Origin of the sequence: Microcoleus sp. D3_18_C2 (assembly GCF_036702395.1) — a bacterium.
GTDB lineage: Bacteria > Cyanobacteriota > Cyanobacteriia > Cyanobacteriales > Microcoleaceae > Microcoleus.
The window spans coordinates 7,501-30,714 of sequence record NZ_JAUBTG010000041.1 but is presented as its reverse complement, the minus strand read 5'-3'; the positions used below and the strand labels follow the sequence as shown (position 1 = coordinate 30,714).

Annotated in this window: 13 protein-coding genes and 1 pseudogene; 6 read left to right on the top strand and 8 right to left on the bottom strand. The window is 46.2% G+C overall.

Translation table 11 applies throughout. The features are described from left to right. Positions 1-253 precede the first annotated feature (253 nt). The gene (locus QUA88_RS21140; RefSeq protein WP_333273683.1) at positions 254-3,595 is read left to right on the top strand and encodes a PAS domain S-box protein; all 3,342 of its coding nucleotides are present in this window, start codon (positions 254-256) and stop codon (positions 3,593-3,595) included. Positions 3,596-3,751: 156 nt separating this feature from the next. Here the strand turns inward: QUA88_RS21140 and QUA88_RS21135 are convergent, their stop codons facing one another. Further along, positions 3,752-6,001 carry an iron uptake porin gene (locus QUA88_RS21135; protein WP_333273680.1) on the bottom strand — a complete coding sequence of 750 codons (2,250 nt, stop codon included), beginning with the start codon at positions 5,999-6,001 and terminating at the stop codon, positions 3,752-3,754. Positions 6,002-6,179: 178 nt separating this feature from the next. On the opposite strand from QUA88_RS21135, the gene QUA88_RS21130 reads away from it, so the two are divergent. Both QUA88_RS21130 and QUA88_RS21125 read left to right on the top strand, forming a co-directional pair. Then, entirely contained in the window at positions 6,180-6,911 is a 732-nt protein-coding gene (locus tag QUA88_RS21130; RefSeq protein ID WP_333207791.1) for a sucrose-phosphate phosphatase, read from the top strand. A gap of 419 nt (positions 6,912-7,330) precedes the next feature. Continuing rightward, positions 7,331-7,684: a DUF6464 family protein gene (locus QUA88_RS21125; protein WP_333052256.1), complete on the top strand. Its 354-nt coding sequence runs from the start codon at positions 7,331-7,333 to the stop codon at positions 7,682-7,684. A gap of 231 nt (positions 7,685-7,915) precedes the next feature. Here the strand turns inward: QUA88_RS21125 and QUA88_RS21120 are convergent, their stop codons facing one another. The 7 genes and pseudogenes from QUA88_RS21120 to QUA88_RS21090 all read right to left on the bottom strand — a co-directional run bounded on the left by QUA88_RS21120 (position 7,916) and on the right by QUA88_RS21090 (position 18,922). Next, positions 7,916-8,266, bottom strand: coding sequence for a late competence development ComFB family protein (locus QUA88_RS21120; protein ID WP_333052258.1), 351 nt, complete (start codon positions 8,264-8,266; stop codon positions 7,916-7,918). 74 nt (positions 8,267-8,340) lie between these two features. Continuing rightward, positions 8,341-8,649: a DUF1830 domain-containing protein gene (locus QUA88_RS21115; protein WP_333052260.1), complete on the bottom strand. Its 309-nt coding sequence runs from the start codon at positions 8,647-8,649 to the stop codon at positions 8,341-8,343. A gap of 1,068 nt (positions 8,650-9,717) precedes the next feature. Then, entirely contained in the window at positions 9,718-10,104 is a 387-nt protein-coding gene (locus tag QUA88_RS21110; protein WP_333273676.1) for a response regulator, read from the bottom strand. Positions 10,105-10,387: 283 nt separating this feature from the next. Next, positions 10,388-13,822 carry a PAS domain S-box protein gene (locus QUA88_RS21105; RefSeq protein ID WP_333273673.1) on the bottom strand — a complete coding sequence of 1,145 codons (3,435 nt, stop codon included), beginning with the start codon at positions 13,820-13,822 and terminating at the stop codon, positions 10,388-10,390. Between the two features lie 271 nt (positions 13,823-14,093). Beyond that, positions 14,094-16,016 (bottom strand): response regulator, encoded by a 1,923-nt coding sequence (locus tag QUA88_RS21100; protein WP_333273670.1) that lies wholly within the window; start codon positions 16,014-16,016, stop codon positions 14,094-14,096. A gap of 282 nt (positions 16,017-16,298) precedes the next feature. Further along, a complete protein-coding gene (locus QUA88_RS21095; RefSeq protein WP_333052270.1) occupies positions 16,299-17,585 on the bottom strand; it encodes a chemotaxis protein in 1,287 nt (428 codons plus the stop codon). Positions 17,586-17,652: 67 nt separating this feature from the next. Beyond that, a pseudogene (locus QUA88_RS21090) lies at positions 17,653-18,922 on the bottom strand (RNA-guided endonuclease InsQ/TnpB family protein). A 302-nt stretch (positions 18,923-19,224) separates the two neighbouring features. On the opposite strand from QUA88_RS21090, the gene QUA88_RS21085 reads away from it, so the two are divergent. The 3 genes from QUA88_RS21085 (at position 19,225) to QUA88_RS21075 (ending at position 23,118) form a co-directional block, all read left to right on the top strand. Next, positions 19,225-19,467 carry a hypothetical protein gene (locus QUA88_RS21085; protein WP_333052273.1) on the top strand — a complete coding sequence of 81 codons (243 nt, stop codon included), beginning with the start codon at positions 19,225-19,227 and terminating at the stop codon, positions 19,465-19,467. Positions 19,468-19,610: 143 nt separating this feature from the next. Continuing rightward, positions 19,611-22,157, top strand: a complete 2,547-nt coding sequence (locus QUA88_RS21080; RefSeq protein ID WP_333052276.1) for an ATP-binding protein — start codon at positions 19,611-19,613, stop codon at positions 22,155-22,157. A 286-nt stretch (positions 22,158-22,443) separates the two neighbouring features. Then, positions 22,444-23,118: an N-acetylmannosamine-6-phosphate 2-epimerase gene (locus tag QUA88_RS21075; protein WP_333273666.1), complete on the top strand. Its 675-nt coding sequence runs from the start codon at positions 22,444-22,446 to the stop codon at positions 23,116-23,118. Positions 23,119-23,214: the final 96 nt, after the last annotated feature.

Genomic DNA, 23,214 nt, shown 5'->3' with positions numbered 1-23,214 from the left:
TACCAGAGATAGAGTTATGGTGGGAACAACTATTATAAATTAACAACTAGGATTCCTGTGAAGGTAGAAGGCACAAGGCAGAAGGCAGAAGGAAAAAAAACGAGGGAAGCCAGATTTTCTTTAGGTAGAATTTAGCGCCAAAATTCTGCATGATAGCCTTCTAACTTCTGCCTTCGGAAAACAGGGAAATTCTGTTAAACTTTAGGGTGTGCTGGCAGTCGGTATCTACAATAAACTCAATTTATAGAAACTTATGCAGATCGATATAAGCATTCCTTCTGAAACGCTATCGCCGACTCGTACTGGCGGCACACCGAATTTAATAGAAGAAGTATTTCGGCTGTACGATCGCGCCCTGGCAGCTACCAGCAACGGCATCGCGATCGCGGACGCTACCCGGCCGGACAAGCCTATAGTTTACTGCAACGGTGCTTTCGAGCGGATTACAGGCTACAATCGCAGCGAAATAATCGGGCAGAATTGCCGCTTCCTGCAAGGCCCAGATACCGATCGCGCGGCCGTCGATCGCATCCGCGCGGCCATGAAAGAACAACACGACTGCAAAGTAGTTCTGAAAAACTACCGCAAAGACGGCACCGCCTTCTGGAACGAACTCACCATCTCGCCGGTGCGCGACAGCAGCGGGCTCGTTACCCACTTCATCGGCGTTCAATCTGATATCACCGATCGCTTCCAAGCAGAAGAAGCCCTCAAACAAGCCGAGGCAAAATACCGCAGCATCTTTGAAAACGCCACCGAAGGCATATTTCAAACCGCCCCAGACGGGCGCTACCTCAGCGCCAACCAGGCACTCGCCCGAATGTACGGCTACGATTCGCCGTCTGAATTGATCGCAAAATGTTCGGCAAAAAACATTTACACCGATCGCACCCGCCGCGATTCGTTCATGGCAGAAATCAGCAAAAACGGCTCCCTGAAAGAGTTTGAGTCCTGCGTCCGCCGCCAAGACGGCAGCACTACCTGGATCTCGGAAAACGTGCGCGAAGTTCGCGACGAAGATGGCGAACTCCTTTACTACGAAGGAACCGTCGCCGAAATTGCCGATCGCAAACAAGCCGAAGCAGCCCTGCGCGATCGAGAATACTGGCTGAAAACCGCGATCGACGCCGTGCCCGACGCCATCAACCTCACAGACAGCGAGGGGCGCTGGCTGATTGCCAACGACTGCGCCCTCCAACTTTTGGGCTGGGAAACCTCAGACTACCAGGGCAAAACTACTGCCGAACTCGCTGCCGCCGCCGATCCGAGAGTCAGAGAAATCCTCCTAACTTGGCAGGAAACCGACGAAACCACCTGGCAAGCAGGCACTCTTACCGACCGCCGCCAAATTGTCCCCTTGCCCACAGGCGGCAGCAATTTGTTTGAAGTGCGGAAAGTGCCGCTGTTCAACCCCGACGGTTCGCGCAAAGGTTTGGCAGTCGCGGGGCGGGACATCACCCAGGAAGTGGCAGCGGATGCAGCTTTGCGAGACAGCGAACAGCGGTTTCGGGCAATTTTTGAACGCGCTGCGATCGGCATGGTAGTCGCTACCCTCGAAGGTGTTGCGATCGCCACTAATCCCGCATTTCAAGCTATGCTGGGGATCTCGGAAGCTCAACTGCGGGGTGTCGGCATCGACGACTGCGCGCACCCGGAAGACGCACAAGTTTCGCGCCAGTTGCGCCAACAGTTGGCGGCGGGCTCCCGCGAAGCTTACCAAATCGAGAAGCGCTACCTCCGCCAAGACGGCAGCATCAGGTGGGGACGCCTCAGCGCTTCTGTCATCGACAGCAGTCAGGGAACGCCGCAGTTTATTTTGCAAATGGTAGAGGATATTACTGATCGCAAACAAGCCGAGTCAGCTTTGTTCCAAAATGAGGCTAAGTGGCGATCGCTAATTCTCAACAGTTCCGACATCATTAGTATTCTGGACGCCAGCGGTCGCATTGTTTACGAAAGCCCTTCTGTAGAAAGAGTTTTGGGCTATGAACCCGATGAACTCGCCGGTCAAATTGCTCTCGATTTGATCCACCCTGATGACCTACCCTCGGTGATTTCCGACCGCGAAAAACTGATCGCAAATCCAGGTGATCCGATCGCCCTAGAAGGTCGGTTCCGGCGCGCTGACGGTTCTTGGTGTTTTCTCGAAGGTGTGGGTATCAACTTGCTAGCAGACCCCGCTGTGAAAGGAATTGTGATCAACTCCCGCGACATGACCGCGCGCCGGCAAGCAGAGTACCGCCTCAGCAAAATCAACGAGTGCTTTTTGGGATTCACCACCGACGCCAGTGACAACATCCAGCGCCTGACATCCTTAGCCGGCGAGCTTTTGGGCGGAAGCTGCGCCATCTACAGCCGCGTCGGTGGCGGACTGCTGCAAGCGATCGCGACTTGGCAAGCGCCGCCGGACTACCCGCTGGTTGATCGCGCCGAGGGCCACATCTGCACCGACGTATGCAGCAAAGGAAGCGATCGGGCTGTGGTCATTCCTGACTTGCAGAACACGATCTACGGCCAAATCGATCCCGCTGTCATCCGCTATCAACTGCGAAGCTATCTGGGACAAGCAGTGCGGCTGGGGGACAATTATGTGGGTGCGATGTGCGTTCTCTACACTGAGTCGATCGCGCCCACAGAAGCCGACTGCAAGCTGATCGGAATTATTGCCGCGGCGATCGGAGTTGAGGAAGAACGGGCCGCCGCCGCCTCGCGCGATCGGCAAAAATCCCAAGAATTGCAAACAGCTTTGCGCGACTTGCAGCAAACTCAAATGCAGTTAGTACAAACCGAAAAAATGTCTTCCCTCGGACAAGTGCTAGCAGGAATTGCCCACGAAATTAACAACCCAGTCGGCTTTGTCGCCGGCAACCTCTGCCACGTCCGAGGCTACGTTCTAGACTTATTAGAAATCGTGCAAGTCTATCAAGAAGAGTACCCAAATTCCCCTACAAAAATTCAGCAACAAGCCGAAGATATAGACTTAGAATTTCTAGCAAAAGACCTGCCCAAATTGCTCAATTCAATGCAGACCGGATGCGAGCGCATTGTAGAAATTATTCAAACTCTCCGAAATTTCTCGCGGGCGGACGAAGCAAAAATCAAAACTGCCGACATTCACGAAGGTTTAGAAAGTACCTTGTTAATGTTAAACAGCCGGCTGAAAGCCAAACCCAACTGGCAGGGCATTAAAGTTATTAAAGAATACGGAGAACTGCCGCAAATAAACTGTCATCCCGGACTGTTAAATCAGGTATTTATGAATGTATTGGCAAATGCGATCGACGCCTTGGAAGAAAGCTGCAGCCAAGCAAAAAACACCGGAAATACTATCTTTCCTACTATTACCATTCAAACAGAAACAATTGATGATAAGAGCATTTTAATTCGGATTAAAGACAATGGCTTGGGCATTCCCGAAGATCATATTGTGCGTTTGTTTGACCCATTTTTTACCACAAAACCCGTAGGTAAAGGCACAGGTTTGGGTTTATCAATTTCGCACCAAATTGTCGTTGAAAAACACAACGGCAAATTGCAGTGTCACTCGGAACCCGGTAAAGGCACTGAATTTATCATCGAAATTCCAATTCGTTGACATCAGGACGACGCTAATCAGGATATAGCAATCCTCGCATCATTCGTGAATTTCTTACTTCCTCTCCGCGGGTTCGGGGAGGGTTGGGGTGGGGTAAAAAATTTACGACTCATTGAGGATTGCTATATAATTATGTTCAAGTCAGCCCTAACTTACTTAAAAACTAAACTGCGTCCGCAAATTGCCCACAAAAATTGTCGGGTTGTTATCGAAATTGTTGGGATTGCCGATCGCATAAAATGCTGGTACGATCGAAACATGGTCGGTGAGAGGAAAATAATAAGTTGCCTCAATTTCGTACTGCGTGCCGCCATTCCCCCCGCCAGAAACCAGAAACCTCCGACCGCCAGTAAAGTCAAAAGGTACTAAATATGACACCGTAAGCAAAGCTCCTTCTTTAAACAAATCGGGAAATGCAACTCCTAACTGATAAGATTGATTTTTGATCGTGCCGTCGGGTCGGTTAGTCTTGGGAAATATGTTGGTTTCGGCGTAGCCGTAACGGCCGAAAAGACCAAAACCGCGAGTGACTGACCAATCGAAATTGAAACTATAAGTATTCGCAGTCGCATTCCCCAGCCGACCACCAAAACCGTCATCTGCCACACCGTTTAACGGCTTGCTGTTAGGAGATCCAATTAAGCCGCCGATTTGCTGGATGTTTGAACGGCTGTACAAAAAGCGCAAATTAGTCCGATCGCTCGGACTGAATGTTAATTCTGCTGTAGTCGTATTTGTCCCGTCAAACAAGCCTTGAGACGGATTGGAAGCCGAATTAAACACGGAAGTTGGCAAAAATTCTGTACTCTCGCCCAAGTAACCAAAACGCAGTTTCAATGCGCGGCCGATATCCCACAAAGCCAAAGCACCGGCACCGCGTCGGGTAGCGCTTAACAAAGGGCTGTTGTTAGAATTAAAGCTGCTCGCACCGTCTACGAAAAAGTTAAATTTATTGTTGTCAAAGTAGCGGTAAAAATTAATCCGCGGCCCGACTACTACTTGCAAGCTGTTGGTAAGCGGGAACCGATAGGAAAGTTCCCGCAGGATAACTTCATTGGGATTTGCTCCGGCAGTTTGATCGAGAAAAGGAGTGCCGAATGTATTGAAAAAACCCGTTGAAGTATACTGGTTGGCGGGGGAATTGCCGTTACCTACAGCTAGCTGTGTAATCAATTCGTCTTTCCCTGTAAAGGAAGTAGTGAGAGTTAACCAAACTAACTGACTGAAAGTGATTTCTGGATCATCGTCCACTCTCTGCACAATTGGTCTGTTGGTGACTGGATCGCGTCCGGCTACTCGATCGAGCGGAGCAGCATTTCCATCTATTGCTTCAACTCGGACTCGATCGCCCGCAAAAGCTCCAGTCAGGTTAAACCAAGCAAATCCGTTTAGTTTAGTTGTCGTGGAAAATTGGTTGGCCTCCAATTCGGCAGTGCGGGCTTCTAAAGCATCTACTCGACCGCGCAATGTAGCTAATTCTGCTGCAAATTCTTCTTGCAATCTTTGCAAAGCAAGTAAATCTTCTCGCTTGACTAAATTACCAGTAGAACCGCCAATTTGTTTGGTGATTTGATCCAAGCAAGCGTTTAATCCGGCGGCAAATTCGTAGCGAGTCATTGCCCGATTGCCTCGGAATGTGCCGTCTGGATATCCCGCAATGCAGCCGTATCTTTCTACTAGGGATTGCAAGGCTTGAAAAGCCCAATCTGTCGGCCGCACGTCGGAGAGTTGGGAAACAGAAGTGACTTGTGCTGCGTCTTCTTGTATGCTGAGGTCATCAGCGCTGCCCGTCTCGCTGCTGATGTCGTCAACTTTGCTGGCTTCAGCAACTTGTTGAGACTGAGGAGAGTTTGCAATTTCTAACTCCTGTGGGGGCAATTCGCCAATTGCCTCGGTTATTTCTGGGGTTGTTGTTGCACGATCGACTTTTGCTATATCTTGTTTGGGTAAAGCAGGATCGACAGTTGCTATATCTGTTTGGGGTAAAGCGCGATTCACCCATGCTGCATCTGTTTCGGGTAAAGCAGGATCGACTTTTACATCTGTTTCGGGTAAAGCACGATCGACTGTTGCTATATCTGTTTGGGGTAAAGCGCGATTCACCCATGCTGCATCTGTTTCGGGTAAAGCGCGATTCACCCATGCTGCATCTGTTTCGGGTAAAGGGCGATCGACTGCGGAGTTAGTCTCTGCGGTAATCGCCGCTAACTGCGGTATCTCAATCTTACCTGCTGCCAGCGCTGCGTCTGGGGTAGCCCTAGGGAGAGCACTATCTTCTAGCGCAACTTCTGGAGTTGAGGTATCCTGAATTTGAGCTGTTGCGGAGATCGGCCCCAAAGGCACTGCCGCACCAGAAATCAAGAAAGACAGCCAAAAAGCTTTAACGGAGGTTGAATTATTCACCATACCACTCACACCACTTGTTGAAAATTAAATCTGGCCCATCTTAAACGATAAGCTTGCTTATAAATGTAGTTGGTTTAACAAATTCTTATAAATAGTTAAAATTCTTTTAGGAAGCGATCGATTTCCAATCACTAATGACTGATGACTACAGACTACTGACTCCTGACTAATTCCCCAAATGAAGTTTTTATTAGTTACAGATTTAGACAACACGCTAGTCGGAGATGACGAAGCAACTCAAGTTTTCAACCAGCGCTTGCAACCTGTGCGATCGCAAATTTGTTTGGTTTACGCTACCGGGCGTTCTTATGCTTCAACTTGCGAATTAATTGCCCAAAAGCAACTGCTATCACCCGACTATTCGATCGCAGGTGTAGGCAGCGAAATTTACCAAGACGGAATCCTCGATTTAGATTGGGCGGAATATCTTTCTCAAGGCTGGGATAAAATGGCGATCGCCTCTTTAGCACAGCAGTTTTCCCAACTTAAACCCCAATCCGTAAAAGAACAAAATCCTTGGAAAATCAGTTATACTCTGGAACCAGCAGCAGAAAATAGCTCGACAATCAAGGCTTTGCAGCAAAAGTTAACTGAATCGGGACTGCCAGCTCAAATCATTTTTAGCAGCAATAGTAATGTAGATATTTTACCACAAACTAGCAATAAAGGCAATGCCCTTACTTATTTACAAAAGCGCCTACAAATTCCATCTGAAGCAACATTAGTTTGCGGTGATTCGGGCAATGATATCAGTATGTTTGAGCAGGATTTCCGGGGAGTAATCGTCGCTAATGCTCTATCAGAACTCTTAGAATGGCATCGCGAATGCGGCACTGAAAATCATTATTTAGCCGGTTCTGCTTCCGCTTGGGGAATCATGGAAGGAATGGCATATTTTTGGGAATTTTGATTGCCAAAAATTCGGTTTGGTTTGTAGTTAGTTGTGAAGTCCTCAGTACAAACGCACCCCAAGCACCCCAAGTCCTGCAAACAGTTAAAATCTGTTCAGGAATCTCAACCGCGTATCGATCGAACCTGCGAGTTGCGATACCATCAGCGTGTACTGCTTTATCAAACCTAATCGAACTTCACTTGAGTTACCTCAAGCGAGTTGAAGTTTATTTCCTAGCCTGTTGGGCCCAACGTAGTGGAGGGAGTCGGCTATCCCAAGATAAGTCGCCTATTCCCCGATCGCCAAAGGTTCTATAGTTAAGTTGAGCGCCTAAACCTAAATTACTCTATCTATAAAAACTTATCTTTCTAGATGAACAAGATGTAGGTTGAGTCAACTATTTGCCCCTTTAGTTCAGTTCGCCAACGCACCGCCACATGGAACAAAATACTTTACCCGTAGAGGTGATTCTCTCTCACCCCCGCCAATATTTAGGTAGCCTGCGGCTCGATTGGACGCCACAACCGGGGAACTATGTAGATTTAGAGGGACAAACCTACGCTGTTTTGGAACGCCACCACCGCTATCAACTCAAATCCGGCCGCTACCAACTGCAAAAAATTGCCCTGTACGTGCAGTCGGCCACACCGCCGACGGAAAGAACTTTTGTAAGCGGCATCTGGGTTATTGGAGATGCTAGCTGTCGCTTTAATGCTCGATCGGAAATTCTGCGCTGCGCTGTCAATCCCAATGGCCCCTGCGACGGCTGTGGCGATTACCAAAAGTCTTGAACCATCAAGTCAATCGATTTTAGATTTTAGATTTTAGATTTTAGATTTAAGCATTGAGCCCACGGATAAATTCGGGGGCGCCTTTATCGGATACAGGTTTTTTATTTCTGGACGGATGAATCACGTGGCGGGTATCCTGGATGCTTTCCGTCAGTACACAATTTCACCTCGCCCAACTGAGAAACCGAGAGTGCCGAGAATCTCGGCGTCTCCCTCAATGACAATAAACTATCAAAACCAACTAGCAACTCTCGAATCGAATTTAACTTCTTCAGGTAGGGGGTAATCTATCTTCTGATAGCTGTGCAGCACGTCGCGAATGCCAGTATGAATCAAATTTTCTATGTGCAGCAACTGTTCTGAAGAACAGCGAACCTGAACTGTTTGGTTTGACAAAGACTCGCCGGAGTCGATCGCAGTATATCTATTAGGAACTCGGCTGAGCACATAAGCAATTAAATCTTGTCGCAATCCCGAAGGCGAAAAAGCTTGTTGGTATGGGTGCTTCGGATAAGACTCCAAGATAATTTCTACTTCCTCTGTGACTACAGCCAAGGTAATATTGACAAGATTTTTCTGCATTTTCCCTGTCCCCAAAGACTCGTTAACTAATATTTTTGTGATCCTTCTCGTTTTCGTCTGATTTCTCATGAATTTTAACCGGCTAATACCGCCCATCGTTCTTCGGTCATCACCAGCTCGAACTCAGAACTTACCTCTTCTATAACCCGCAGCACGTAGCAGGGAATCTTGTCGGATAAAATAGCACTTGCCACCGTACCAGTGTGAATTTCTAAAACTGCTTCTGCAGCAGCTTCAAACATCAGTCGCTGTCCCGGAAACATCACTCTTTCAAAGTACCAATTAGGAATGTTCCCAATCCGAACAACCTGAACTAGGTTGGTAACATTTGCGTAATAGCACAGAATCTGGTTGTTACCTTTATAAGATAGCCGATCAGACATTTAAAAAATCTCCACACTCTTTCAAAAACTTACTGAGACTTGGCTTTGCCTGTTAGTGGCAATTGTGAGTTTGGATCTTGACAAAAGGACAGACTTATTTTTTTTGTGTTATTCTATAGCACGAATCACATCTTCAGTTATTAATTTTTGTAGCATTGAGTAATCCTGCCAACATTGAGAGGTTTGGCGAAGAAACCCCGTTTGTTCCGGCGAGAACCCCCGGTTTGTTTGGTATGCAGGGCCTATATCCTGACTTATTAAGGTTGTTGTTCTGTTGCACCCGTTAATCGAAAATACCGTCACTTTCCTGAACTCTCCTGACAACAGATTCACTCTTTGGCAGTGGAATGGTGCTGAGAGTGCGATCGACCTTTAGATCCAGAGCTTGGAGTAAACTTTATCTAAAAAATATGAGGAAATTATGAAGACAATCAATTTTTTTTGATAAATCTACTTTTGCCGAAGCAGGGATTACAATACTTAAGCAAAAACCCGGTTTTTTAGCCAAAAACTTGACTCCATCTGTGCTCCTGGGTTAAAAAACCCGGTTTCTGAGGGAAATCTGCGTAAATCTTGGATTAGCAGGCCCAAACCGGGTTTTTTACCAAAAAACTTCGCTGCATCTGTGAGCTCGGATTAAAAAAAACCGTTCTTGAGGCCAATCTGTGTAACTTCTGCAGGAGTTATTCTGCCTGTAAATACGGTGATAGCCGATCGGCTTTGCAGGTAACAAAAAACCCCGACTCCCTGAGATCATCTCTAGAACTTCTAGGGAATCAGAGTTTAAATTAACCAATCACCGATCCATCTCAAAGCTAAATCAAAAAAATGAGGAAATTCTGAAAATAGCAGGAAAAACTAGAACTTTCCTGGACGCATAAACCCGGTTTACCAACATAATTGCGTAATTTTCGCAAGAATCAAAGGAACGAGAAAGCGCATTTGCGATCGTCATCAGGCTTGAATGCCCGCTTGATTCTTGCGTCGGGCTGGGCAGACTTTGTTTGTCTAGTAGCGGTTTCAACTGCCGAGTTTGATCTGCTATCTGCGATCGCCTTTTACCCGATTTTAAAGCAACGGTTCCCAACCCAGAATTTCCGCCACTTGCTGTGCCAAACTCAAAGGATCGAAAGGCTTTGCAATCACCCCCGCTACCCCCAAATCAGCAAATTCGCTCAAATCCATCGCCTGCACCTTAGCCGTCAGGAAAATCACCGGAATCCCCCGAGTAGCCCCATTGTTTTGCAGCAAACCAAACAGAGTAAGTCCGTCCATATCCGGCATCATCACATCTAGCAGAATAGCGTCAGGGAGTTGAGTTTCAGCTAAAAGCAATCCTTGGCTGCCGTCGGGCGCGCTTAGTACAATCCAGCCGCCTAAATGTTCCAGACAAGCCTGAATCACGCTGCAGAGGTTTTTTTCATCATCAATGACCAGAATGCGCTTTGCTGACATAATTAAAACTCAAATTTTAAATTAATCATGGTAAACCGAAAAAAAACTTAGGCACGCTGCCTCCTCAACCGGGTTTCTGGAAAGATATAGCAAAAGGAAGAAGCGATAAAATTAAGAGTTTCCGCACTTAAAAACGTCCTAATCGTCGGGCGCTGTTGATAGATTTTGCCGCTTACCTACTTAAGCCCTGAACATAAAAATCGACCTATCAGCCTCCCAAAATCATCCTACCCGCGTGGGTTGCCAGGAACTTGAGCTTGCGCGAGATATTATCAAAGCAATCTCAAACCTCCAAACTTTTTCCCCCCTCGCCTTCCAACGGTGCAGGCACTGTGAAATAGAAACTGCAGCCTTGTGAGACAACACTTTCGACCCAAATTCTGCCCCCGTGCTGCTGTACTATGCTGCGACAGATAGCCAAACCCAAACCCGTACCTCCTTTTTGGCGGGAGTCAGAAGCATCGACTTGTTGAAACCGTCCAAAGATTGTTTCTAGTTTATCTGCCGGAATCCCCCGCCCTCGATCTTTGACTTCAAATAAAACCCGCTCGCCCAAATCTTCCACCCTGAGAGTTACTGTACTTCCAGGAGCGGAGAATTTAATCGCATTGCTCAACAAATTTACCAGCAGTTGAACGATTCTGTCGGGGTCAGCCCAAATTTTTGCTGTTCCGGGCAAAATCAACAAATCAATGTTATTTTCAGCAGCCAAAGAAAGTACAGCTTCGGCAGACTTCCGCATCAAAACCTGGGCATCGCACCACTGCTTGACGAGGATAACTTGGCTCGAATCGAGCCGTTCTAAGTCGAGAATATCGTTGACCAAACGCACTAACCGTTCGGTATCGCTCGAAGCGATTTCTAACATCTGTTTGGCAGTTTCCGGTTTATTTTTCAGTACCCCAGCCGCCAGCAAACCTAAAGAACCGCGAATCGAGGCAAGTGGCGTTCGCAGTTCGTGGCTGACAATCGAAATAAACTCATTTTTCATTTTTTCAATTGCCCGACTTTCTGTGATATCTGTGACTGTGCCCACGTGACCAATTAGTTGAGCTTTGTCGGAAAAAATCGGAGCTGTTTTAAGCCGACAAAACCGAATGGTTCCGTCTCGCTGGATGTGGCGAAATTCGCCGGAAAATTCCCCATCTAGCGATTGCGATTGAGACCACTTAGACAGAATTAGTTTGAGGTCTTCGCGGTGAACAAACCGCATCCAGCCGTTTCCTAAAGCCGCTGCCGATGTGAAGCCACCAATTGCTTGACAGCGAGGATTTGTATAGGTACATTTCCCCTCAGTATCGATTTTGAAAATGCCCACGGGGGAACTCTCGCTCAGAGAGCGAAATAAAGCTTCGCTTTCCCGGAGTTCTGCTTGAGAGCTTTCTAGTTCTCTGGTTCGCTGCAAAACTCGCATTTCTAACCGTTCGTTGAGCTGTTGGAGGGTAGCTTCAGCAAGTTTGCGATCGCTAATATCGCGGTGGACTGATACCCAGTGGGTAAACTCACCATTTTCGTCCGCTATGGGGACAATGCTCATTTCTACCCAAAATTCCGTCCCGTCTTTGCGGTAATTGATCGAGTCAACCCGCACCGGCTGCCAGGTTTTCAAAGCTGTCCGAACTCGATGGAGACTGGCGCGATCAGTTTTTTCACCTTGGAAGATGCGTGGCGTTTTGCCCACAACTTCTTCTAGTGTATAGCCGGTCATTCGCGTGAAAGCTGGGTTGACATAAATAATTCGCGGCCCCGGTTCCTCAATCGGTTCAGCTTCGGTAATTAACACGGCGTCGTTAGTGGTGGTGACTGCTGATTCCAACAGGCGCAACTGCAATTCTCTAGCTTTGCGATCGGTAATTTCTCTAACAGTCCCCACCATCCGCACTGGATCGCCGGCTTCGTTGTAAAAAAACTTACCTTTTCCCTCCATCCAGTGAATGCTGCCGTCGGGCCAAACCACGCGCTTTTCGTGACAGTAATCTCCTCGCTGGGCGATCGCCTGATTGATAGCATTCTCCATATTTTTAAAATCTTCTGGGTGAACGCAAGCTGCAAAACTTTGATAAGTTCCGGCAAAAGTCCCTGGGGGCAACCCAAACAACTCTTCGTGTTCCCTCGACCAAACTATGTGATTTTTCTGCACGTCCCAGTCCCAAAATCCAATTTTGGTAGCCGACAAAGCTAAGCTAAGCTGCTGATTGATTTTCCGCAGCTCAATGCTAGTAATAGCAACTCGAAGTTCTCTGGCTATTTCGACTTCGCACTGCTGCCAAGGCAAAGATTTTGACCTCACATTTTCTTGCCACAACTCAAAGGAAATGCGAGGAGAAATTAATCGGGTGCCATCCGGTTTAAATTCAATTTTTCCCTCTGGTGTACCTGCCCAGTTGACAGTTTGAAGTGCTTCTGGACGGAACCACAAAATGTAATAATTTTGCATTTCGGACATGGCAAGCACCAGTAAACCGCTAGCAAATTCTTGAAAATTCTCGGCGGGCGGATACAGTTTTGAGAGAGAATCTGTATAAAAAACGTCATTATTTATTTGAGTTTTTATCCAAGCAATTAAGTTTTCGATTTCTACCAATTCCGGGGTTTGCCCGATGGTTGTTAAATTTTCATTGGCACACACAACTCCACCGGTAGCACCCACTAAGGCAAGCAATTCATCTCGGTAGGTTAGTAAACCTTCTACAAAGCAGTTTTTTTGAGAAATTTCCGTGATAAATTTTTGACAAAGTGCTTTTAAATAAATAGCATATTCCCGGTCTTCGCTATCTTGTTTATAGCTGAGTTCTAAATTCACAAACTTCGCTAGTAGTTCGCAAGCAGTTCTTGTTTCGTAGTTGACATACTTTCGTGTTGGATGGTGACAGGCAATCAATCCCCAGAGTTTTTTATTTTTGATTAATGTCAGGGTCATGCTAGCGGCAACGTTCATATTTTTGAGATATTGAACGTGGCAAGGCGAAACTGTTCTCAACAAAGAGCAGCCCATATCTAAAGGGCTACCCGTCAGCGGATTGCAGTGAGGAATTAGTTCTACAGGCTGACAGTTAATATCGGGAATAAACCGAATTAAATTCATGTTGAAGAGGTTTCTTGCTTGGGCGGGAATATCGGTAGCCGGATAGTGCAGTCCCAATAAAGGAGCCAAACTTTCTACTTTGTCTTCGGCGACAACTTCCCCCGCCCCGGTGGCATCAAATTGATAGACGATCGCTCGATCGAAACCGATTATCCTCCGCACTTCTGCAACTGCTGTCTGACACAGCACTTGCAGGTTTGGTGTTTTGTGGATTTTGTCTATCGGCTCTTGGACTAAATTATAACAATTGAAACAATCGCTCGTTTTTGGAGAAACAACCGACTCTAGTTCAACAATTAATGCTGAATTTGATAGATGTAGCGTCCCCTCAAAAAAAGACTGGCGGTCTTGACTTTTGAATGATAATCTGATACCATTACGTTGGTCTTTTTCAAATAAAGCTTTTTCAATAGCCTCAATTTCCTCAGTCTCGACAAATTCCTCTAAAAATTTATCCAAAAGTTGTTCGGGGTAAAGGCCCATCGCCTCAAAAGTATTGTTGCTAACTTGCAAAATTTTTAACGCCGGAGATTCCAGCACCAAAAGGATGCCGTGAGGTTGAATCGAACCTGGGGCGTAAATTAGTTCGCAGTCGCTGTTATTGAGAGTGCCTGTGTCTGAGGGCAATACCATCGCTTTCATCTGATTAATATTTCTCTAAATTAGCCTGTGTTCTCGATCGGCGGGTAAGCATCAATCAACCGCACCCCGTCGGAATTACACAATCTAACAATCCCCAGTCTTGGCTAAGGCTTCCTGATTTGTTTCGGACACGCACTGCATATTTGCTCCTAGTTATCCCATTTAAAAAAAAGAATACAACTGTAGGTACGTGCTCGAAACCCATATCTCATCAGCCATTCCCAGTTCTTCAATTCTTTAATTTTTTAAATCTAAAATGGGATTAGCGCTGTGCCTGAGCCAGTCTGTTTCTCAGTTGAGTCCGCTCCAAACGATTCAGGAGGCGAGCAATTAATTCCGGTTTCACGATCGGCTTGTTAACGTAGTCGTCAGCACCTGCGACAAACATTTGGCGCACGGTTTCCGACTCGGAATGAGCTGTCAAAAATAGCACGGGGAGCTTGCTCCAGCGCAAATCGTTGCGAACTGCCAAACACAGCTCGATACCGCTGTAACCGGGCATCTCCACATCTAAAATTAGCAAATCCGGACAAGTCGTTTCGAGTACCTCCCAGAACTTTTCGGGATCGTCCAATGTTGTTACTTGAAATCCCCAAGGTTGGAGAATCACTTGCAGTGCAGCCAATAGATGCACGTCATCGTCTACCACCATAACTTTAGCTTCAGCAGGGCCAGTCTGGTCGAGTAGTTGGGCGACTGCTTTGAGTATATCTGCTGGGGGGATAGATTTGTGTAAAAAGCCCGAAGCTCCCAAACGAGCAACTTCTATTCGATCGCTCAATTGATTGTGCTCGCTAAAAACCATCACCGGAATTTCGGGTTTTTCACTGCGGAGTTCGGCTAGGAGAGAAAGTCCGTTTTCCTGAGATCTGGAAAATGTCAAATCCAGCAAAATCGCGTCGGGAGGCTGTTGAGAAATCGCATTTCTTGCCAATTGCGGAGAGTTGGCGACTTCTATCTGGAAGCCGGAACCGGATGCTACTGTTTGCAGTTGATCGCTCCCAAAAGTATCATCATCAACAATCAGCATTCGGCGCTTTTGGGAAACCGCAGGAACCAAATCGCCTTCTGGTTCGGCCGAAGGGCGATCGAATATCTGTTTGAGCTGATGCAGAAATTCCTCAATTTGCTGGGCTGTCCCCGGTTTCAAGATGTTTTGAGCCTTGAACAAATGTTCTATCTGGCGCGCAACTTCCGAACCTTTCGGCAGCCCTAACGTTCCCAAAGAACCGACTAATTTGTGAGCTTGGGCCTGGGCTTCCTCGCGCACTTCGCCCTCCAAGCTTCCGCTTTTGAGTTGATCGATCGCGCGATCGAATATCGCCACCTTTTCTATAAAATTAGCTTTTAAATTTCCGCGCATTTGGGCAATCGCATTCAAGACTTTGAGACGGCGCTCGTCTTTGTTTAATTCCTGGCTCGACCCGCTGGATTCAGTAGATAAAGTCTCTTGAGTTTTAGCAGTTTCTGCCGTTTCCTGTCCAACTTGTTGGCTCTCAATCTCCTCCGGCAGACTTTTGAGCCGATAGCCCAATCCGTACACTGTTTCCACTAAATCTACAGTCATCCCGGCTGCTTTCAGCTTCTGCCGCAGCCCCTTGATGTGAGCAGTAACGGCTTCTTCTTGAGGAAATTCGCCGGCCGACCAAATGCGATCGAGGATGGCGCTGCGACTGAAAATGCGCCGGGGATTTCTCAGGAAAAGTTCCAGCAAATTGTACTCTTTAGGAGTCAAGTGCAGCACTTTTTCGGCATAAGTTACTTCCGTAGTGTCCGGGTTGACTTGCAGTTTTTCCCATGTCAAATTTGTACTTGACAAAGTTGCCTTACCCCGGCGCAGCAAAGCCCGAATGCGAGCGATTAATTCTTCGAGATTAAAGGGTTTGACCACATAATCGTCTGCACCGGCCTCTAAACCTTGGACTCGATCGTTGCTGCTATCTAGCGCTGTCAGCAGTAATATCGGCATTTGGCAGCCGGACGATCGCAATTTTCGACACAAACTAATGCCATCGAGTTTAGGAATCAGCACATCCAAAACAATCAGGTCGTAATCGTATGCCTGCACCAAATGCAACGCTGTTTCACCGTCTGCTGCCGCATTCACATTGTAATTGTGAGAGTTCAGCGCTTGAGTCAGCAAACTGACTGTAACTGTGTCATCTTCTACCAGCAGGATTTTCATAAACGTCACCTGTCCTTCCAACTATTCTTGGAATTTTTTAGAGGTTTTTGGGGCTAATTAAATAGCCTTTTTACAACTGAATTTGAAAATTCCTCACCTTCAGTATAACAAATATAGCCTTTCTCAGTAACATGAGGTACTCTCGGATCTAAGGCATTGGGCATTGGGCATACCTCACCACGCTTGAGAACTGCTATGGTATTCTTGAAATAGAATGATTGTAAATTATTTTTTTTTATTTATTTTCCTCTACAAATATTTCATTAGATTGCGGCTGAGATTTTAGGGCTTTTTGGACTTCAACGCCTGCTGAATCTTTTGAATCAAATATTGCGAGGAATCTTGATTTTTAACTAAATCTTCCAACTCGGAAGCCGCCACTTCTGTGTGTTCTATTTCTCGAACTAAAGAATCAGCGGTAACACTTTTTATGACTCCCAAAGGTTCTTGGATAGCCGTCAATGAATTGAAGTTTTTTTCCGCTATTAATTCTTCCAACTCTAACAGAGCCATTTCGGCGCGATCGATCTTGATAGTCACGGATTTAGCCACATTAGCACCCGCTCTTGCTGCCTCCGTGAGTTCGTGAACTCGAAGTTTAAATCGGCTGGCAATTTGCTCCATTTGAGTCCCCAATTCAAAAGTTTTACTTGCCAGTCTGCCAATTTCTAGACTCACTTTACTCAGGCCGCTGGGCTGACTTCCCATTTGATTGGTAACTACAGCCACCTGTACTGCTAAATGCCTGACTTGTTCGATCGCCTCCCGGATGGTTCGGGAAGTGCGGTTAACCGTTTCTAAATCATTAGCTATGGCTTTGCCCACGCCCAAAATTTTATCTGTATTGTTGCAAATAGAATTAGCACCTTGAAAAGTAGCTTGAAATGCTTGGCGACCTTCCGAAGAAATCAGTTTTGCAATCCTCACAAATCGCTGATTCATTTGAGCAATTTCTTCAGCTTGTTTGACCAGCGCCGCTTGATGGGAATTCGGATTGACCTGGGATTTTTCTGCTTGACGTTGGTAGCTTTTTAAAAGTTCATTACATTCATGAACTTTCGCTCTTTCTTGTTGAATCAGCGCCAAATACTTGTGTCTTTCTAGTCTGTATTTTTGAATAGCTTTGTTGGTTTGTGCTAAAATCTTTGACTGGGCAATCACCAGAGTATGAATGTTCAAAAGGCGGTGGCTCTGGTCTTCCATTACCACAATTATCGGTTCATAAATCAAGTCTCTATGCCTGTTGAAAGACGCTTGGACAGCATCGTCAATTTTCCAGTTTTCCGAAAGCAGCAAAGGCGGAATTCTAATAAAATCTAACAAGGCTCGAATCGGGTGTGACCCGTAAAGTTCTACGCGATCGGGAAAACTCATTTGCTCTCGAAATTTGACGCGAGAAATCATGCCCAATACCTGTGATTCATGAGTAATAATGACTCCCGGCAGGTCGGGTTCTTGCTCAAATCTTTCAGCCACTACCTGTCCTAGAGTTGCAGCGCTCACTTGGAAGTCGTGACACGGCAGATGTCCGATCGTGAAATCGGGGGTGAGTTGAGTTGGATTGCTCATTTACCCGGATAGTGTTAAGTACAAGTTAACAAATTATATATTAATATTATAGCTGGCAAAAGTATAGTCATTTATAGACATGGGGGGCGTTAAGTCCCTCCCCTTTCACTTTTGCTTTGAGCGGATCGACCCGCCTCGGCTGAACTACGCAGCTCCCTATCCCATTGCTAAAGGCATTTGGGATTGCTTTTCTGAGGATATTGTACGCTGCATTCACATCGGAATTAATTAGCTGACCACTCGACGTTTTGTACAAACCCCGCTTAATCCGTTTACCAGTAAACACAGGCTCTTTTTCTGTTTTTCCATAAACAGGAATTGGGTCTAAACCTAAAAAACTGGATCGGGATGTGTAGGATTCTTCCTGCACAATTACTGTGATTCCCGCCAACCGAGCTTTGTACTCCAACATTTCAATTAATCGAGAGTGAGGAATACTAACAAAGTTTTGATTGGTTTGCTTCCCTAACTCGATTTCTGTTTTCCACTGCGCGTTCTTGCCAATTACTAGCGTCCCAATCTGCTTGGTGAGCAAAAGGTTAATAATTAGACGGCTAGCATGATGTAAGTAATTATCAACTTTTTGATGGCGACAGCGAGTTAAGCGCGCTCATGCGGGGTGAAGTTTTGCGATTCCCTTTTAAGTGGGATTGCAATCGTGCTTTCCGCTTGTTGTAGAACTGGTTGATCGATTTCAATGGTCGCCCGTTAATCAACAAAGGGATAAATCCCGGTTGATTTGAAGTTAACGCCACTAAATTATCCAGTCCCAAATCAATACTAGCTACAGAGTTGGCATTGCCAAGGGTGGACTCCGCTTCATCATAAATCACCTCAATTACATAGGAATCACATTTCGGAACCAGTCTAACTTGACAAATCTGGTTGGGATTGAGTTGGGTTTTAATTGAAAGTTCAGTGCCGGAAAGTTTAATGATTCCTTTCTTCAACTGTTTGCTGCTAATTGCTTGAATCGTGTAGACGAGAAGGTTTCGCCCTTTAGTCTTATCTTTGTACTTTGGCAGTTTTGGACGACCCGTGAATTTTGAAGAATCAGCTTTGTAAGCTTTAACGGCTTCAAAAAACGATTTCCAATTATTGTCTAGCACCATCAAGATTTGCTGACTTACTTTAGCAGGCAAAGCCTTGTAGGCTTCATGAGACTTCATCAATCGGTTCATTTCGTTATAACTGACATAACCCCATCCATAAATAAAGCTCTGACAAATGACGTAATTGGCGGCATTGTAGAGGTTTTTGGACTTGAAAGCTAGTTCGTCTATTTGGGCGAAACGGTGTTCCGTGGATTTAATGATGTGCCTCTCTGTTAGCTGCATTTGAGACTTCCCTTCTTTGGGCTGTGCGTATTTCTTGTTCAACACTCATAGCGATATGATACCATTCTTGTTTATAATGGCTTATAAACTCAACGAAGTTTTACAATACTGGAATAAGATTGTTGAAAGTAGTCAACGACCCAGCACGGAAGTGACTGGGCTTGGGGCCTAAAACTTCATTTTCAGTTGACCAGCCTGAGACCTTTGATGTCTAGGTTTTGTGAGTAATGACACCAAGCGGATGCGTAGCTAGTCCCCTGTTCTGTCGTTAAGGGTTAAACATTTTTATTTGGGTTAAGGACGTGCCATTAGGCGAATCAGCTCAGAAAACAAAGGCGCGTGCTAACTTCACCCCAGCAATGGGAGTGGAATTGCTTAGTTTCCATCAACAACCCGGTTCACAAACACAACCAGAAGCGATCGATTATACAGCCCTATCCCTTCCCCCTGTTTCCTCCTACCGCTTTCGCGCTCGTAAAACGCTGAAGTGGGGGTTACTCGCCCAGAAGAAAAAGGACAACTATAGGGAAAAATTAACTCTCTGACCCTGGGGCCTTCTATTACCTAGTGTCTGACTATTGTCATCTCAAGTCTGTTGGATCGGCCACGCCAGTTGTCCCACGGGTTCCGTCCTCACAACAGGGGCATTCATATTTTGTTCTTTAAAACAACCGGGAAAATATCTAGATTGAAACCAAAAACCTTAAATCGGACTTTGCCGCTAGCAACCTTTGAGGCTGCTTACCAGTTGTTACAGCAAATGGCTGAAATCCCAGGGGCGATTTGGCTCACCGACGATGCGATCGCTGATTCTCAAAATCTGGAAAATTCGTCGGAAAGGTTTGCAGCAGTAGTATCAGAGCATTTTAGCGCGCTGCTGCAGGGCAAGGTATTAGATGAGCTCGCAACAAACGGACGCAAACACAGCGAAAAAAATCTCTATTCGCAATTGAATGTGCAGTTGACTTTCGACCCTGGGGCGATCGCCAATTTCCTGTCTCCCATCGCAGACAAACTCGCAGAAATAAAGCCCGCACCCCCGTGGAAAATTGACATTCGCGCCCTCAAACAAGCAATTAAAAATATACAGCCCAACTCGGCCGTTCTGCAAAGCGAATTCACCCTAAATTTGCTGGATATTCTCGCTGCTAAGGCCAGCCAAAATAATCGCCTGCCCCTACACAGCCAAACAGAAATAGAGGGAAAATCAGCGCCCAAAATTATAGATCCAGAAACGCTACAAAGCCAGATTGCCGAAGCCGTCAATCAATTACAAATTGCCAGTCCCTGCATTTCATTTTGTCAGCCAGTAGAAGATGCTTTGCAGCAACAGCTTGAACAAGAGCGACTTTTGAATCAGGTGACAACTCAAATCCGCCAGAGTTTGGAATTGCCTGTAATTTTGTCAAAAGCAGTCGAGCAAGTGCGAGAGTTTTTGGATGTCGATCGCCTGTTAATTTATCAATTTGAAAAAGTGCCAGCGCCGCACAAGGTCGAGTTAGCTAAAGAAAATCCTGCGGCAGTTTCTGGGTGTGGCGAAATCCCAGAAACTTCCGGGTCTTACTTGTATTTAGGTCGCGTTACCTACGAAGCTTTAGCCAATGATGGTATCTCGTCTGTACTAAATTTTAGTGAAGACGCGCAGTGTTTTACCAATGGAGTCATTGACCGAGAAAAATATCGCAAAGGTTTGGCTTTGTGCGTCGCGGATGTGGAAACAAGTTACTCTTCGCAGCCTTGTTTTTTAGAGTTGATGCGGCGGGCGAAGGTGCGGGCAAAGTTGCTAGTGCCGATCGTAGTTCAAGACGACTTGTGGGGGCTGCTAATTGCCCACCAGTGTACTTTTCGCGAGTGGGAAGAAAGCAAAAAAACATTTTTGCGACAAATAGCAGAACATTTGGCGATCGCGATTTACCAAGCCGAACTTTATGCACAAGTCCAGCAGCAAAAGCGCACCTCAGAACAGCGCGTAATAGAGCGCACGCGAGAACTGCGCGATGCACTGGTTGCAGCCCAGTCTGCCAGCCTCGCCAAGAGCGAATTTTTGGCAGCTATGAGCCACGAATTGCGGACTCCTCTGACTTGCGTCATCGGCATTTCTGACACGCTGCTGCGGTGGTCTTACGGCAAAGTTGGCAGTAAAGAAGTGCCAGTGCAAAAGCAGCGGCAGTACCTGCAAACTATCCGAGACAGTGGCGACCACTTATTAGAATTAATTAACGATATTTTAGATTTATCGCAAGTAGAAGCGGGAAAAGCAGTATTAAAAATTAGTGAATTTTCACTTTCTAAATTAGCTTCTCAGAGCCTGCACGCCCTCAAAGAAAAAGCTGCGGCTAAAGGCGTGGAACTGCTGCAAGAACAGCGGATAAAACAAGAGTGCGATCGCTTCATCGCTGACCCGCGCCGCGTGAGACAAATTCTCTTCAATCTTTTAGGAAATGCGATTAAATTTACTCCCAAAGGCGGGCGAGTCATCCTGCGAGTTTGGGTGACAGAAGATAAAAATCGAACGTCGGCAGTGCGGCATCCCGGTACTGCACCTGCAGGCAGCACCGCTGTTTTTCAAATCAAAGATACCGGCATTGGAATTCCCGAAGATCAGCGATCGCTGTTGTTTCAAAAATTCCAGCAGTTGGATTCCCCCTACCGCCGCGAATACGGCGGCACCGGTCTGGGATTGGCCTTAACTAAACAGTTAGTAGAGCTTCACGGCGGTGCGATCGAAGTTAACTCTACAGTTGATGTCGGCTCTACTTTTACCGTTTTTATACCCATCCAAACTCTAACCAAAGATGAATCCACAAAATTAACCTATGAAAAATCTAATTCATCTTTACCGCTGCATTATTCCTCGCGGGGCAGTCTCGTACTCGTGGAAGAAGATGAAGAAACTGCTATGTTGATTTGCGATATCCTGACAGCAGCAGGACTGCAAGTGGTGTGGATGATTGAAGGTTCAGCGGCGGTGGAACAAATTGAACTTTTGCAGCCGAATGCTGTGATTGTCGATATGCGTTTGCCCGGTATGAATGGCTGCGAAATAATTCACCAACTGCGCGAAAAACCCGCTACTGAAAATATCAAGATTCTGGCTTTAAGCGCTAATGAAATTCCGCCCGATCAGATATCTTTTGTGACGGCGGGAGCTAACGATTGTTTGGCTAAACCGATTCATCCCGAGCAATTGCTGGACAAAATTATTTCTTTAATGGCTGGGATTGGTAATGGGTAATACAATTTTAGATTTTAGATTTTAGATTTTAGATTGGGGAATGACCACGAATTTCTTCATGTGGTACCCGCCACGTGATTTATCCCTGGAATCAATCCAAAATCGAAAATAGAAAATCCTCAAGAAAGAGCATTTATCCGTGGGCTCAATCTAAAATCTAAAATCTAAAATCTAAAATCGATTGACTCATTGGATATGGGTTGGGATATGGTCTACAGTTACATTCTTTTTTTGAACTGGTATAATTTGTAATTCCCAATTACCCATTCCCCATCCGCAATTCCCCATGATTAATTGTCAAATTCCTACAGGATTAATTGTTTCTTGTCAAGCACCTGCTGATTCGCCGCTGCACGATCCGATCGTAATTGCGGCAATGGCGCGAACCGCTATCAATCGAGGTGCATCGGGGGTGCGGATTGACACTCCGGCTCACATTGGGGCGGTGCGTAAACAGATATCCGCTCCCATAATTGGGATTTGGAAGCAGCAATTGCCGGGATGCGAGATTTACATTACTCCTCGGTTTGAAGACGCGCGGGCGATCGCTGCTTCTGGAGCCGATATTATCGCCGTTGACGCTACTGAGAGAAACCGTCCTCCCGGCGAAGATTTAAAGACGTTAATCGCGCGAATTCACAGTGAATTGGGCAAATTAGTGATGGCGGATGTAGATACAATAGAAGCTGCGATCGCGGCAACCGAAGCTGGTGCAGATACTGTAGCAACTACTCTTTTTGGCTATACTTCCCAGACGGAAAAATTTTCGCCGCCGGGATTTGATTTGGTTGCGGAAATGGTAGAAAAGCTTAAGGTTCCCGTTATCTGCGAAGGCGGGATATCGGGGCCGGAAATGGCTAAAAAAGCCTTGGATTTAGGAGCGGTGGCTGTTGTTGTCGGGGCAGATATTACTGGGATCGATCTTAAGGTGACAGCCTATAAGTCGCTGATGGGGAAGTAAGTTCGGCAACGGATTGTTTAACGGATGTAACGGATGTAACGGATTGAAGGAAGTTCGGCAACGGATTGTTTAACGGATGTAACGGATGTAACGGAT